17 protein-coding genes are annotated in these 14,869 nt (G+C 29.5%); 5 read left to right on the top strand and 12 right to left on the bottom strand.

Annotation, left to right across the window (positions count from 1 at the left end):
- Positions 1 to 7: 7 nt before the first annotated feature.
- The gene (locus tag C4S76_RS08170; protein WP_105193985.1) at positions 8 to 1,711 is read left to right on the top strand and encodes a phospho-sugar mutase; all 1,704 of its coding nucleotides are present in this window, start codon (positions 8 to 10) and stop codon (positions 1,709 to 1,711) included.
- Between the two features lie 61 nt (positions 1,712 to 1,772).
- Here C4S76_RS08170 and cysK read toward each other — a convergent pair whose 3' ends face one another.
- The 7 genes from cysK to rpsF all read right to left on the bottom strand — a co-directional run bounded on the left by cysK (position 1,773) and on the right by rpsF (position 7,218).
- Entirely contained in the window at positions 1,773 to 2,681 is a 909-nt protein-coding gene (gene cysK, locus C4S76_RS08165; protein WP_105193984.1) for a cysteine synthase A, read from the bottom strand.
- Positions 2,682 to 2,710: 29 nt separating this feature from the next.
- A complete protein-coding gene (gene epsC, locus C4S76_RS08160; RefSeq protein ID WP_105193983.1) occupies positions 2,711 to 3,565 on the bottom strand; it encodes a serine O-acetyltransferase EpsC in 855 nt (284 codons plus the stop codon).
- 200 nt (positions 3,566 to 3,765) lie between these two features.
- Positions 3,766 to 4,554 (bottom strand): zinc ribbon domain-containing protein, encoded by a 789-nt coding sequence (locus tag C4S76_RS08155; RefSeq protein ID WP_105193982.1) that lies wholly within the window; start codon positions 4,552 to 4,554, stop codon positions 3,766 to 3,768.
- A gap of 163 nt (positions 4,555 to 4,717) precedes the next feature.
- On the bottom strand, positions 4,718 to 5,815 hold the full coding sequence (locus C4S76_RS08150) for a Nif3-like dinuclear metal center hexameric protein (RefSeq protein WP_105193981.1): 1,098 nt from the start codon (positions 5,813 to 5,815) through the stop codon (positions 4,718 to 4,720).
- Positions 5,816 to 6,090: 275 nt separating this feature from the next.
- A complete protein-coding gene (gene rplI, locus C4S76_RS08145; RefSeq protein ID WP_105193980.1) occupies positions 6,091 to 6,549 on the bottom strand; it encodes a 50S ribosomal protein L9 in 459 nt (152 codons plus the stop codon).
- 18 nt (positions 6,550 to 6,567) lie between these two features.
- Entirely contained in the window at positions 6,568 to 6,873 is a 306-nt protein-coding gene (gene rpsR / locus C4S76_RS08140; protein ID WP_105193979.1) for a 30S ribosomal protein S18, read from the bottom strand.
- A 3-nt stretch (positions 6,874 to 6,876) separates the two neighbouring features.
- The gene (rpsF, locus tag C4S76_RS08135) at positions 6,877 to 7,218 is read right to left on the bottom strand and encodes a 30S ribosomal protein S6 (protein ID WP_105193978.1); all 342 of its coding nucleotides are present in this window, start codon (positions 7,216 to 7,218) and stop codon (positions 6,877 to 6,879) included.
- 169 nt (positions 7,219 to 7,387) lie between these two features.
- Between rpsF and C4S76_RS08130 the strand changes: the two genes are divergently transcribed.
- The 4 genes from C4S76_RS08130 (at position 7,388) to C4S76_RS08115 (ending at position 10,311) form a co-directional block, all read left to right on the top strand.
- Positions 7,388 to 7,888, top strand: a complete 501-nt coding sequence (locus tag C4S76_RS08130; RefSeq protein ID WP_105193977.1) for a hypothetical protein — start codon at positions 7,388 to 7,390, stop codon at positions 7,886 to 7,888.
- The gene (locus C4S76_RS08125; protein ID WP_105193976.1) at positions 7,840 to 9,087 is read left to right on the top strand and encodes a PKD domain-containing protein; all 1,248 of its coding nucleotides are present in this window, start codon (positions 7,840 to 7,842) and stop codon (positions 9,085 to 9,087) included. The genes C4S76_RS08130 and C4S76_RS08125 overlap by 49 nt, the downstream gene beginning before the upstream one ends.
- Complete coding sequence (locus tag C4S76_RS08120; protein WP_105193975.1) at positions 9,053 to 9,406, top strand: T9SS type B sorting domain-containing protein; 354 nt, start codon at positions 9,053 to 9,055, stop codon at positions 9,404 to 9,406. The genes C4S76_RS08125 and C4S76_RS08120 overlap by 35 nt, the downstream gene beginning before the upstream one ends.
- Positions 9,407 to 9,657: 251 nt before the next feature.
- On the top strand, positions 9,658 to 10,311 hold the full coding sequence (locus C4S76_RS08115; protein WP_105193974.1) for a T9SS type B sorting domain-containing protein: 654 nt from the start codon (positions 9,658 to 9,660) through the stop codon (positions 10,309 to 10,311).
- A 10-nt stretch (positions 10,312 to 10,321) separates the two neighbouring features.
- Here the strand turns inward: C4S76_RS08115 and C4S76_RS08110 are convergent, their stop codons facing one another.
- Genes C4S76_RS08110 through C4S76_RS08090 form a run of 5 tightly spaced genes read right to left on the bottom strand, consistent with a single transcriptional unit; the run spans position 10,322 to position 14,706 of the window.
- The gene (locus C4S76_RS08110) at positions 10,322 to 10,978 is read right to left on the bottom strand and encodes an ATP-binding cassette domain-containing protein (RefSeq protein WP_105193973.1); all 657 of its coding nucleotides are present in this window, start codon (positions 10,976 to 10,978) and stop codon (positions 10,322 to 10,324) included.
- A gap of 28 nt (positions 10,979 to 11,006) precedes the next feature.
- Positions 11,007 to 11,684, bottom strand: a complete 678-nt coding sequence (modB, locus tag C4S76_RS08105; RefSeq protein WP_105193972.1) for a molybdate ABC transporter permease subunit — start codon at positions 11,682 to 11,684, stop codon at positions 11,007 to 11,009.
- A 1-nt stretch (position 11,685) separates the two neighbouring features.
- The gene (gene modA / locus C4S76_RS08100) at positions 11,686 to 12,471 is read right to left on the bottom strand and encodes a molybdate ABC transporter substrate-binding protein (protein WP_105193971.1); all 786 of its coding nucleotides are present in this window, start codon (positions 12,469 to 12,471) and stop codon (positions 11,686 to 11,688) included.
- Between the two features lie 27 nt (positions 12,472 to 12,498).
- Positions 12,499 to 13,410, bottom strand: coding sequence for a bifunctional molybdenum cofactor biosynthesis protein MoaC/MoaB (gene moaCB / locus C4S76_RS08095; protein ID WP_105193970.1), 912 nt, complete (start codon positions 13,408 to 13,410; stop codon positions 12,499 to 12,501).
- A 33-nt stretch (positions 13,411 to 13,443) separates the two neighbouring features.
- Positions 13,444 to 14,706: an alginate export family protein gene (locus C4S76_RS08090; RefSeq protein WP_105193969.1), complete on the bottom strand. Its 1,263-nt coding sequence runs from the start codon at positions 14,704 to 14,706 to the stop codon at positions 13,444 to 13,446.
- Positions 14,707 to 14,869: the final 163 nt, after the last annotated feature.

Here is a 14,869-nt window from a genome sequence, read left to right as displayed (position 1 = left end):
TTATAAAATGAATTCCTTAGAAATTGCTAAAACATGGCTAAAATCACCTTTTGATGAAAATACACAAAAGGAAGTTCAAAAGTTAATTGAAACCAACCCTAAAGAGTTAGATGAAGCTTTCTACAAAAATCTGGAATTTGGTACAGGTGGAATGCGAGGAATCATGGGGGTAGGTACCAATCGACTAAATAAATACACATATGGACAGGCTACCCAAGGTTTAGCCAATTATTTACACCAACAATTCACTGGAAAAAAAATTACAGTTGCCATAGCCTTTGATGTACGACATAATAGTGACACTTTTGCAAAACTTGTAGCAAATGTCCTTACAGCCAATGGAATTTATGTATATTTATTTAAAGAATTCAGGCCCACACCAGAATTATCTTTTACTGTACGTAAATTAAAATGTGATGCCGGAATTGTTTTAACAGCTTCCCACAATCCACCCGAATATAACGGATATAAAGTATATTGGAATGATGGGGCTCAAATAGTACCTCCTCACGATTCAGCAATTATCAAAGAAGTACGAAAAGTAGATTTTGCTGAAATCAAATTTGATGGTGATGATTCTAAAATTACTTATTTAGATCAAGAGATAGATAATCAATTTATTGATGCTGCAATTGAAAACACTATGTTTTTAAAAGGAAAAAAAGATCTTAAAATTGTTTATACTTCTCTTCATGGAACTTCAATAAAAATATTACCTCAAACTTTAGAAAATGCAGGATATGAAAATGTATTTATTGTTCCAGAACAAGAAATACCTGACGGAAATTTCCCTACAGTAAAATCCCCTAATCCGGAAGAACCCGAAGCCTTATCTTTGGCATTAAAATATGCTGAAGAACAAAATGCAGATATTGTTTTCGGGACAGATCCAGATGCTGACAGATTAGGAATTGCAATTCGAGATATAAACGGAAAATTGGTTTTATTAAATGGTAATCAAGCAAATACTATACTTACAGATTATATTTTACAGAAATGGAAAAAAAATGGAAAAATTGACGGAAAACAATTTATTGGATCTACTATAGTTACTTCTGATATTTTCTTTGCATTAGCTAATCATTACGGTGTTGATTGTAAAGTAGGTTTAACAGGATTTAAATGGATTGCTGACTTAATAAGAAAAGAAGAAGGAAAAGAAAAATTTATTTGCGGAGGCGAAGAAAGCTTTGGATTTATGCCGAGTGATTATGTTCGAGATAAAGATTCAATATCATCTATTCTTGTAGCTTGTGAAGCTGCGCAGGAAGCTAAAAATGAAGGAAAAACCTTATTTGAAAAGTTAATTGATATATATGAAAAAGTAGGCTTTTACTATGAAGAATTGGTTTCAATCGTAAAGACTGGAAAAGATGGAGCAAGTCAAATTTCAAAGATGATGGAAGAATTCCGTGCTCACCCTCCTAAAGAAATAGCTGGAGAAAATGTAATCAAATCAGATGACTATCAATCATCTATTTCCTTAAATTTAACTACAGGTGAAAAAACAAACATTGATATTCCTAAGTCCAATGTTTTAATTTTCTATACAAACAAAGGAACAAAATTAGCTTGCCGGCCTTCCGGGACAGAACCTAAAATTAAGTTTTATTTTTCCGTACAAAGTACATTAACAACTAAAGATGAATTTGCAGAAAAAATTTCTGAAGCTCAGATTAAAATTCAAAAAATTAAAGAATTTTTAAAATAAATTTTCATTAATAAATAAAAAAGAGATGTTATAAAATAACATCTCTTTTTTTATAAAGTTTTTAAAATAATCCTTCAACTGAAAAATATCTTTCTCCTGTATCATAATTAAAAGTTAAAACCGTAGCCCCTTTAGGGAGCTCTTTTATTTTTTTGGCTACTGCTGCTAAGGATGCTCCTGTGGATATTCCTCCTAATATTCCTTCCTCAAAAGCTAATCTTTTAGTATATTCAAATGCCTCATCTTTAGATATTTGAATAGTCCCATCTAATAATTTTACATTTAAAGTATCAGGAATAAATCCTGCTCCAATGCCTTGAAGAGGATGAGGTCCAGGTTTTCCTCCTGATATTACCGGTGAGTCTGTAGGCTCTACAGCAAAAACTTTTATGGTAGGAAATTTTTCTTTTAACATTTCACCAACACCTGTTATATGTCCACCAGTTCCTACTCCGGAAATTAATGCATCTATTCCCTCAGGAAAATCATCTATGATTTCTTTAGCTGTCGTTTTTGCATGTATTTTAGGATTTGCAGGGTTTTTAAATTGTTGAGGAACAAAAGAATTTTGTATTTTTTTGTTTAATTCCTCAGCTTTTGCTATAGCTCCTTTCATTCCTTGTTCCCTTGGAGTTAATACCAATTCTGCTCCATAAGCAGACATTAATCTTCTTCTTTCAATTGACATAGATTCAGGCATAGTTAACATAACTTTATACCCTTTTACTTTTCCTATCCATGCTAAACCTACGCCTGTATTTCCCGAAGTAGGTTCTATAATGGTACCACCTGCTTTTAATAAACCTTTTTTTTCAGCATCCTCAATCATAGCTAAAGCAATACGATCCTTAATACTACCTCCGGGGTTTTGTTTCTCTAGCTTGATATAGACTTTGTAATCAGGAAATAATTTTTTTATCCGTACATGTGGAGTATTACCAATAACTTCTAATATACTATTTGCTTTCATAAATTTGTTTTTATTTGTTTTTAAATTTTCTATATAACATAATTAATAGGTTCCTTAAAATCTTTAATAGTTTTAATTTTCATTTCTGAAGAGTAATAAACTAAAGTATAGGGTAACACACTTTGAGTAAGCCAAACATTTCCTCCAATAGTTGAATCATGTCCTATAATCGTATCACCGCCTAGAATGGTAGCTCCTGCATAAATAACTACATTATCTTCTACGGTGGGATGTCTTTTTACTTTAGACAGATTCTTTGCTACATAGAGTGCCCCTAAAGTAACACCTTGGTAAATTTTTACATTATTGCCTATAATACAAGTTTCACCTATTACAGTACCTGTCCCATGATCAAGAAAAAAATTTTCTCCTATTACTGCTCCTGGATGAATATCAATACCTGTACGAGTATGTGCATATTCTGAAAACAAACGGGGTATTATAGGAAATTTTAATTTGTAAAATTCATGAGCTATTCTGTGAACTGTTATGGCATAAAAACCGGGATATGTCAACACTACTTCTTCTAAAGATTCAGCGGCTGGATCGTTGGCTAAAAACGTTTTTGCATCTTTCTCTAAACTTAATTGTATATCTAATAATTTATTTAAAAATAGTTCTAACTTGTATTCAGCTTCTTTTTTATTTAATAATTTAGAAATATTTTTTAAAAGTATTTTATATGCCTGAGTTAGTTCTAATTCTGATTTTTTCTTATTTGTTTTTTGACATATTGGAAACATTTGGGAAAAAAATATATCTATTACTTGTTCTAGATCCTTTTTATTGATAGGTAAATAAATTGGCTGAGAATTAAATTTATTTATTAATTCTGATATCTTTGTAGCTATACCCTGTTCTTGTTTATTTTTACCTTTATCCATATAGAATTTATAATATTTTTTGCAAACCTTTTTATTTTTTTTCCTCTTTATAAGCAAATTTAGAAAATATTCATATCATACGTATTTATATTTTTATAAATTTCATTATTTTTGAGATAACTAATGAATAATTGAAATAAAAAACAGAAGGCAATTAAAATTAATTGCCTTCTGTTTTTTATTTTATAAATTTTATTGATTTAATTACCTTTTAGTAATTCTTCCATTCTTTCTTGTTCTTCTTTAGCTAAAAACTCATCTACAAGAATTTTTCCGCTATGTTCATCAGATATAATTTTCTTTCTAGAAGCTATTTCCACTTGTTTTTGAGGCGGAACTGTAAAGAATGACCCAACAACAGCCCCTCTGTCTATACTAGTAATAGCTAAACCATTTTTAGAACTTTTTCTGATTCTATGATAGCTATTTAATAATCTTTCATCAATTTTAGAACCGAACTCTTCAGATTTTTTTATTAAAAAATCTTCTTCTTTTTCAGTTTCTCGAATTAAATTTTCTAATTCTGATTTTTTATGATTTAAATGTTCCTGATAACTTGATAATTTTGTTTGTTGCTCTTCAATTTGAGATTTTTTAAATTCAATTTTAGCATTAATTTCTTTTATCTTTTTATTTTGTAATTGAATTTCTAATTCCTGATATTCAATTTCTTTTGCTAATGCTTCAAATTCTCTATTATTTCTTACGTTATCTTGTTGGGATTTATATTTTTTTATTTGAGCTTCAGAATTTTTATTCAATTCATTCTTAATCTTAATTTCATTAACAAAATTCAATACTTCATCTTCTATCTTTCCTATTCTTTTTTCTAATCCTGCTATTTCATTTTCCAAATCTTCTACTTCCATAGGCAACTCACCACGTAAGTTTCTTAGTTCATCTAAACGAGAATCTATAATTTGTAAATCATACAATGCCCTTAGCTTCTCCTCAATTGTAGTAGTATCTGCTTTTTTCTTTGTAGCCATAAATTATTATAGTTATTTTTTTGGAATTTTATTTTGTGTTTAATCAAAGTGTAAAATTACTAAATTTTATAATATGTTTAACACCCAATCAAACATTTACACTTTAAAACTTTATGTAACAGGTAATTTATTTTAGTAATACTGACTCCATGAATTCCTTATTTTAAATAAAATAATTCACAGGATTAGTATTATACTCAGATATGTAAATGGGTATACTTCCAATATTCCCTGTTAAATAATTATATATTAAATTTTTGGTATATTGTTCACTTTCATAATGTCCTATATCAATTAATAATATTTTGCCTTCTGCCTGAAAAAATTTATGATATGTAATATCTGCTGTAACAAAGGTATCGGCTCCTTGTGAAATAGCATTTTTTATGGCAAAACTGCCGGATCCTCCTAATACAGCCACTTTTTTAATAGGCTTATTTCTTAAAACAGTATGTCTTATACATGGGGTTAAAAAATTCTTTTTTAATTTTAATAAAAATTCTTCTTCAGAAATTTCTTGTTCTAATTCTCCGATCCTTCCCATTCCTAAATCTTGATTTTCATTATCCAATGTATATACTTCATAAGCCACTTCTTCATATGGATGAGATTTTTTTAGCGCTTGTAAAACATCAGGCAATTTATAATCTTCAAAAATTACACTTAATAAAGCCTCTTCTACTTCTTCCAAATTATTTATTTTTCCTAAATAGGGATTGGCATTTTGTGTTGGTATAAATGTTCCTCTTCCATCCATTCTAAAACTACAATTTTTATAATTTCCAATTTCACCAGCTCCAGCATTAAACAAAGCTTGTTGTACACTAGAAAAATGAACAAAAGGAACATAGGTATGAAGTTTTTTTATACATTGTTTTTTACTTATTAGAGGACGCAGATTCTTGAGATGTAAACGATTTCCTATTTCAAAATTTACCCCTTCTTTTGCAATATCTAAATTGGTATGTATTGCATAAATTGCAATATCATGCTTTATAGCTTTAGCAACAGCCTTTTCTACATAATTATTACCTGTAATAGATTTTAATCCAGAAAAAATTATAGGGTGAAAAGTAATAATCATATTACATTTTTTATGTATTGCCTCTTCTATTACTTCTTCCAAACAATCTAAAGTTACTAAAATCCCTGTCAGTTCTTCATCAACATTCCCAACTAATAAACCTACATTATCAAAACTTTCGGCATTAGATTCAGGAGCCCATTTCTCAAGCATTAAAGCTATTTTTCCTACTTTCATTTTTATATGCTTTATCTAAGTAAAACAAAGGTAGTATTTTAAATAATAATCACGAAAATTAGATTAGAATTGTAGTAGTTTGTAAAATTAGATTTAAAAATCTATTTTTTTAGAAAATCAAAAAAATTATATTTTAGTACTCTATTTTTCTTGTAAGTAATTAAATTTATCTTAGAAAATATTAAAAACTATTTAACTTAACTCCAATAGTTAAATAAGACAGAAAAAAGCAGTTATAAAACTGCTTTTCTCATATATATTTTGTATTATAATTTCTATTCCGTTACACCATCAGAAACAACTTCAAAAGAATAATCATACTCCACATTTCTGTGTAAACGAACTTTTGCAGTATATTTTCCTAATCTTTTAATCGTGTTACCTGGAATTTTAATATATTTTTTATCTATTTCAACTCCGGATTTTGCTAATGCTTCTGCTAAATCAGAATTATTAACAGAACCGAATAACTTATCACCAGCACCAACTTTTGCAGGAATAGTTACAACTACCTCTTTCAATTTCGCAACTATATCATTAGCAGTTTTTACTAAGGCAGCTTCTTCTGCTTCTCTTTCTTTTAAAGTAGCTTCTAAAGCAGCTTTATTTTTTGGGGTTGCTAATAAAGCACATCCTTTAGGTATTAAATAATTACGAGCATAACCAGGTTTTACATTTACCACATCAAACTCTAATCCTAAATTTTCTACGTCTTGTTTAAGAATAACTTCCATGATCTCTTTTTTATAAAATTAAGGTTTTAATTGATCTCCTACATATGGCAATAAAGCTAAATGTCTTGCTCTTTTAATTGCCTGAGATACTTTTCTTTGGAATTTTAAAGATGTACCGGTAAGTCTTCTGGGAAGAATTTTACCTTGCTCATTTACAAATTTCAATAAGAAATCAGGATCTTTATAATCAACATATTTTATACCGTATTTTTTAAAACGGCAATATTTCTTTTCTGTCTTAGTGTCAATATCTAACTGACTTAAGAATTTTACTTCACTGGCATTTCCTCCTGCTGCCTGTTTTGCTAATTCATCTATTGCCATGTCTTATTTTTTTAATGATTTAACTTTTTCTTCTCTCTTTCTAGCCCATTCTACTCCGTGTTTATCTAGCTTCACAGTTAAGAATCTTAATACTCTTTCATCTCTTTTAAATGCTAACTCTAGAATGTTAACAATATCACCAGGAGCTTCAAATTCAATTAGGTTATAAAACCCATTTCTTTTTAATTGAATAGGGTATGCTAATTTTTTTAATCCCCAGTTTTCCTGGTTTACAATAGTTGCGTTGTTTTCTTTGAGTAAGTTCTCAAACGATTTAACTGCTTCCTCTACCTGAGAATCCGATAGAACGGGAGTTAAAATGAAAACAGTTTCATAATGATTCATAAATCAAATTGTTTAATTATTTTTTCGAACGGCAAATATAAGAAACTTAATTGAATTTACAAAAGGTAATTCTATTATAGAAAACTGTCATAATTGATCATTATCTATAATTTTCACAATACGAAATAAAAGTTGTATGTTTATAAATTAATTACTAATTATTCCACATATGAAGAGATATTTTTTAATTATTTACGTATTATTATCCTATTTTATATATGCACAATTGGAAACCGCTCATTGGTTCTTTGGCAATCATGCAGGGCTAGATTTTACTTCAAGATCCCCCATAGCCGATACTAATGGCGCTTTGTACACCCATGAATGTTGTTCTTCAATATCCGATAAAAATGGAAATTTATTATTTTATACCGATGGTTCAACCGTTTACAATAAAAATCATTCCATTATGTCTAATGATACCGGTTTATTAGGAAATAGTTCCAGTACTCAATCAGGACTTATAATTCCTGATCCTTACACCCCAACTCTTTATTATATATTTAGTGTTCATACAAATGATATTAGCCCAACAAATTCTGTAGGAATACACTACTCTTTAGTGGATATGACTTTAGATTCCGGAAATGGAGCTGTAATATCAGGAAAAAAAATATTCCTTTGCCTCTCAATGGTGTACAAAAAAGTTTTGAAAATATTACTGCAGTAAAACATGCTAATGGAGAAGATATTTGGATTATTACCCAATTTATTGATAAATTTTATGCTTTTAAAATAGATAATTCAGGATTAAATACCATTCCCGTAATAAGTAAAGTTGGAATATCTGTTCCTTTAGACCATGATTGTCGTTTAGGTTATATTAAAATTTCTCCTGACAGTAAAAAACTAGCAATTGCCCACTATTCAAAAGCTTTAGCTATCTATGATTTTAATTCTTTCACTGGTGGTGTTAGTAATGAAGTTATTTTAGATACTAACAAACATTTTTACGGAGTAGAATTTTCTCCTAATAGTAAAATACTTTATTCGTCTGAAAACGTTGAAAGCACAATACATCAATATGATTTAACTGCAATCTCTATACCAAATAGTAAATTTCTCTTATATAAAGGTAATAATCAAAGTTATTTTGGAGCTCTACAATTAGGTCTAGATAAAAAAATTTATCATACTGCAATAAATGATAAAGCCCTATCTGTAATTGAAAATCCTGATATATATGGATCAGGAGCAAACTTTAAACCTCTTTCTATCGATCTAGGAGGAAAAATTTCCACCTATGGACTCTCCTCCTTTATTGTCTCTTTTTTTAATGGAACTATTCTTATTAATGGAAATTTAAACCTGTCTGAATTTTGCTTAAATGAACCGCTTACTTTTTCCTTAAATACAAACCTTTCTACTTATACTGCTAACTGGGATTTTGGAGATGGAAATACAGTTATTAATAATAATACTCCTATTCATACTTTCTCTACTTTCGGAACCTATCTAGTTAAGGTTACCCTAAAATATAAAGACCAGTATGAAAATGAGCAAAACATAACATTCGATAAAACTATTACAATACATCCCAAACCATCCGTCAACTTAGGTCCCGATAAAATCCTATGTGAAGGTGCTTCCTTAACTTTGGATGCTGGTAACCCCGGAGCCTCTTATCTGTGGAGTACCGGTGAGACTACCCAAACTATCAACGTTATTAAGTCCGGCTCGTATTCGGTAACTGTGACTGATTATAACAATTGTAGTGTTTCTTCTTCAGTGATTATTAATTTCCTTAATCCTTTTATTAAAGAGATTAAAGTTAATAAGAATACTGCGGAAATAGTAGCGATAGAAAACTCTCTTTTGCAATACAGTCTGGGATATGATTCACTGGCAGTATTCTCCTGTTTTTTATAACCTGGAATTTAAAATTTATAATACCTATGTTAAAAATGCTTCCGGCTGTATCTCTGCCCCTTTTCCTTTTGGTTTGCTCAATGTTCCCAATATAATTACTCCTAACAAAGACGGAATAAATGATGTATGGAACCTAAAGGGATTGGAATTATACTTGGGAAGTTCTGTGAAAATCTTTGACCGATATGGCAAATTATTAGTCAATACTAAAATTGATAAAGGTTTTGTTTGGGATGGTAAATATTTAGGAAAAAATGTAGCTACAGCAAGCTATTGGTATATAATTGAACTTACGGATGGGAGAAAATTAAGTGGTTAAATTATGGTTAGAAATTATAATGAGAAAGATCAATAAGTAATTACGAAGCGTTGAATAAAAAGACTATATTTCATAATTTTAAATAATAATATTTGAAAATATAATTTTCTTCTCTCTTATTTTCTTTTGATAAGTATAAAAAGTTACCATATTAGTTCATAAATTGTATATAGTAATTATATAATAATTATTAGAATAAAATGTTTATTTTTGCATTATTATTTTTTTATTAAAATTATTATTACTGTCTTATGAAAAGCTTATTTTTAACACTAACTATACTATTATTATCTCCATTTGCAAGCGCTCAACTAGAAAATAATAATGATGTCATTCAATTCCATAAGGTTAATTCTTCCGACACATATTTAAATTCTACAACTGATAGAAACTTATGTAATTCCTCTTCTTCTGTCAATATTAATAATCTTTTTATTAAAGAAGTAAAGGTTAATAATTATAGAGCAGAAATAATAGCTGTAGGAAATCCTCCTTTACAATATAGTCTGGATAATATTCATTGGCAAAATTCACCAATTTTTCATAATTTAAAAAATGAGGTATATAATGCTTATGTAAGGAATGCTTATGGATGTATATCTAATGCTTTTCCTTTCGGCATTTTAAATCTTCCTAATATAATCACTCCTAACGGAGACGGAATCAATGATGTTTGGAATCTGAAAGGATTGGAATTATATCCGGGAAGTTCTGTGAAAATATTTAACCGATACGGCATTATATTAGTCAATGCTAAAATTGATAACAATGGATTTGTTTGGGATGGTACTCATCTGGGGAAAATTTTACCTTCTGATAGCTACTGGTACGTAATTGAAATTACCGATGGCAGAAAATTAACCGGATGGATTGTGGTTAAAAATTATAATGAAAAAGATAGATAAAAGTTCTTGTTTATTTTATATAAACTAACTCTGCTTTTCCATTTTTAATATATAAAATGCATGAGGCCATCTTATTAATTTCATCTTCGTCGTGGCTTACTACAAAAGTTGTTGAATGTAAAAGATGATGTGATTTTATAATTTCATCTTGTAATTCAATCCTCATTTCCCGATCAATAGCTGATAGTGGCTCATCTAAGAGGAGAATAGGCGCTTTTTGAACCAGAACACGAGCCAAAGCTACTCTTTGTTTTTGACCTCCGGAAAGTTTTTCTATTTTTTGTTTTTTAAGTCCTTCTAAATCAAATATTTTGATTAATTTACCCGCCCATATCCCCTCTTGGTTTGAGGGCTGTGCAAAAAGGATATTTTCTTCTACATTTAAATTAGGAAAAAGAGCATAATCCTGAAACATAAAACCTATATTTCTTTTTTGTGGAGATAGATTAATTTTTTCGGTTGAATCGAAAACTATTGTATCTCCAAACTTTATTTGTCCAAACATAGGCTTAGTTAAACCGGCCAATATACGAAGTAAAGTGGTTTTTCCTGCTCCGGATTTACCTGAAATACATACTAACTGATTTTCTGGTATTTTTGCTTTTATATCTAGAATACTTTTTTCTTCAGAAGTTTGTATGTGATGTTTTATATCTATTTCTATCATATATGAATTTTCATACTTTTCTTACGAATTACAAAGTGTTAATTCTAAAACTTTTATTTATACTGTAAATAAGCGTTAGCAAAATAAAAGAAATTATAAATAAAATTATAGAATACTGATTGGCTACTTCATAATTAAGTGCCTGAACTTGATCGTAAATAGCTATGGATGCTATACGAGTTTGCCCTGGAACATTTCCCCCTACCATTAAAACAATTCCGAATTCTCCTATGCAATGTGCAAAAGTTAAGGCTATTCCTGTAATTAATGAAGGTTTTATATTAGGAATCAATACTCTCCAAAAGGTAACCCATTTTGATTTTCCCATAGTATAAGAGGCTTCTCTAAAACTTTTAGGTAATGAAGTAAAACCATTTTGAAGAGGTTGAATCATAAAAGGAAGTCCAGCTATGACACTGGCTACTACTATTCCTTTAAATGTGAATGCTAATCGTGTATTAAAATATTTATCAAAAAAAATTCCTAAAGCATTATGAGGGCTAAATGCTACCAATAAATAATATCCCATTACAGTAGGGGGTAAAACCATAGGCATACAAATTAGTGCTTCAATAAAGGCTTTACCTTTAAAATGTGAATAAGCCAAATGATACGCTACCGGCAAACTTATAATTAGTAGTAATAAGGTTGTAATTATTGCTAATTTAGCTGTTAAAATAAGTGTATTAAAAAAATCTAAATCCAATTTATTTTATATTTATTTCTGAAGGTAATCCATATCCATATTTTTCCCATATAGAATTGCAGGCAGGGCTATTTATATATTTAAAAAAGCGAAGGGTCTCTTCATCATCCTGACTTCCTTTAATTAAAACTGCCGCCTGTTCTACCCAAGGACATATTTCACGGGGCAATACATAATATCTTCCTTTATTTTTCATTTCCGGAGATAAAGCTAAAGACAATGCTATAAACCCTATTTCAGCATTTCCTGAAAAAGCAAATTGTGCTGTTTGATTAATATTTTCTCCCCATACAATTTTTTTTGTTATTTTATTATATAACTGTTGAGAGGTAAGAGCCTTAACTGTATTGCTACCATAAGGAGCATTATCAGGATTGGCTATAGCAATTTTTTTCACCTCTGGAGATAATACTAAATGTAAACCTTTAGAAACCTCTTGAGAAGAACTCCACATAGCAACTTTTCCGTAAGCATAGGTTTTAATCGAACTTGCAGCAAAACCTTGTTTAGCAATTTTTTGAGGAAATTTAGTATCTGCTGACATAAAAAGAGTAAAGGGGGCTCCATTTAAAATTTGTTGTGTCAAGGTTCCTGAAGATCCGTAAGTTATTTGTATTTCTGCTTTAGGATATTCTTTTTTATATTGATTTTTTATTTCTTCTAAAACATACCTTAAATTTGCCGCTGCAGCTATGGTTACTTTATGATTATAAGTGAAAAACCTAGGTAAGAATATGGCTAATATCACTGCCAATAGTATCAATATTAGATAAAATTTACGTTTCATAGAATTAAATTATTACAATATTTATTATTATTCGTGTTGACCTCCATTTATAATTTTAAAAATATGCAAAATTGCCGGAAATATTGAATCCATCGATTCCTCAGCTCCTTTTGTAGAGCCCGGTAGTGTAATTATAAGAGTATCTCTTATCAAACCGGCAACACTACGAGAAAGCATAGATAAAGGAGTTCTATCTTGTCCGTAGCTTCTCATAGCTTCTGCTACTCCGGGTATTTCTTTTTCCAATAATGGTTTTACAGCTTCCGGAGTTACATCTCGTTTGGACAATCCCGTACCCCCAGTAATCAGAATCATATCTATTTTCTTTTCGCAATATGTTTTTATTAATTCTTGTATTTTAGTTATTTCATCCGGAATAATTATATATTCTGAATTTTCAATTCCAAACTTAGATAGTTTATCAATAATTATTTTCCCTGCACGATCTTCCTTTCTGCCAGAAGAAATGCTATCGGAGCAAACAATCACTGATGCTGTTAAAGGAATATTAAATTTATCTTTTTTATCAGATTTTCCTCCCTTTTTTTCAATTAATCTGATATTTTGAATTTCTATATTTTTATCTATAGGTTTCAACATATCGTAAAAGGTAAGTGCAACAATGGATGCGGCATGCATAGCTTCTACTTCTACCCCGGTTTTATAAATTGTTCTTATTTCTACGGTGATAATTATTTGCAAATCATTTATTTCATAATTTACCGATGTATATTCTATAGGAAGGGGATGACAATCCGGAATCATATCACTGGTACGTTTAGCCGCAAATAATCCGGCAGTTTTTGCCATTTCAAAGACATTTCCTTTAGGAACGTTATTTTCCTTTATCGCAGTAATAGTATCAAGCAAACTTACTTTGACTATAGCTTGCGCTATAGCTTTTCTTAATGTTTTATTTTTATATGTTATATCTACCATTGATTATATTTTTTATTATATATCTTTGATTTTTTATTTTTCTTTTATTGTTGAAAAGAAAACCGGTTTAATTGTTATCATTATATATGCCCATTGTGGAAAATGAGTGTTTATTTCTTCTTGTTTTTTTATAATTTCTGTACCTCTGTTTTTCAAATAGGTACTCCATCCTCCCTGAATAGATAAAGAAGGAGAAAGTTTATAGTCTACTTGCAGATCAAATTCAGACCCAATATCTTTATTTTCTCTATTTTTCATTTTTTGAGAAGTAGAAAAGGTGTGAAAATTTCCTGAAAATTTTAATTTTGAATTAGTTTTAATTTCTATTCCTCCATATAAATCTATTAGTCCCTGTCTAGGGGGAGTTGTCCAGTATTCTATAGATCCATTAAAGGCATGATTGGCTCCATATAATTTATTAAAGGTATAATCTTTATTTTTGGAAGCATTGTATTTAGTACCTGAAAAATAATCTCCTCCAAAAATAGCTGTTATTTTATCTGAAAATTTATAGTGCGATTTTAATGCCAATAAAAATGCATCTAATTTATGATCATCCCGATCATAACCAAATTGATAATAGCCGGTTGTATAAAATGAAATTGGTATTTCTTTATTTTTCATTTCTACATTTATTCCTGTTGTATTTCTATATATGGAGGTCTTAGGATTTTGTGTTTCATTTTTTCTTTGAAATCCATCATTTACCCATATAAATGAGGTGGTAAAATTTTCAAAAGTTTTTTGTACCCAACTATATAATAATGATTGATAACCTTTATCATAAACCGATTCATATAAAACATCACTGGCATTATTCCAGGCTCCTCCTAAGTGAACTTTAAATTTAGATGATTCATATTTCAGTTTCAAAAGGTCATGAGCAATTGGAGTATTACTCCAATTAGTTGAAGAAAATAAACGATTATCATCATATTCTAAAGCCTGACGGCCTAATATGCCCGAAAATTTTGGTGAGAAAAAATATTCTGCCCATGCTTCATACAGACCTAATGAATTTCCTGTATTATTTATTCCTGTTGACCCATAGGTTTTTGTATCTTGCACAGTTACTTTTATGCGATATTCTTTAGTTTCATAAAAAGCTGTTAAACGGGCTCTCATATTGTTTACAAATGCAGGATTCAAACTATCTGCCAAAGGAGCTCGGAATCCATCCCGGAATTCTCCCCTTGTTCGCAATTCTCCTTCTATTTTTATAGATTGACCATAAATATTTACATTTATTAATAATGAGTATGTTAAGAGAACTAAAAGTAGTCTTTTATAATTCATAATATTTATAAAAATTTAGATTTTACTATTTTTTAAATAAACGTCTTTGTAAGTTTTCAACGATTTCTGTTTCTAATCGTTTTATAAGTAAATTTTCCCAACTTAAAGCCAGAATATTAAAGGATAACTATTGATTTATGTTTCCTATATGTAAAAAGCTAGA

The sequence above is a fragment of the Apibacter adventoris genome, from assembly GCF_002964965.1.
In the GTDB taxonomy this organism is placed as follows: Bacteria; Bacteroidota; Bacteroidia; order Flavobacteriales; family Weeksellaceae; genus Apibacter; species Apibacter adventoris.
This window is presented reverse-complemented; position numbering and strand designations above follow the sequence as displayed.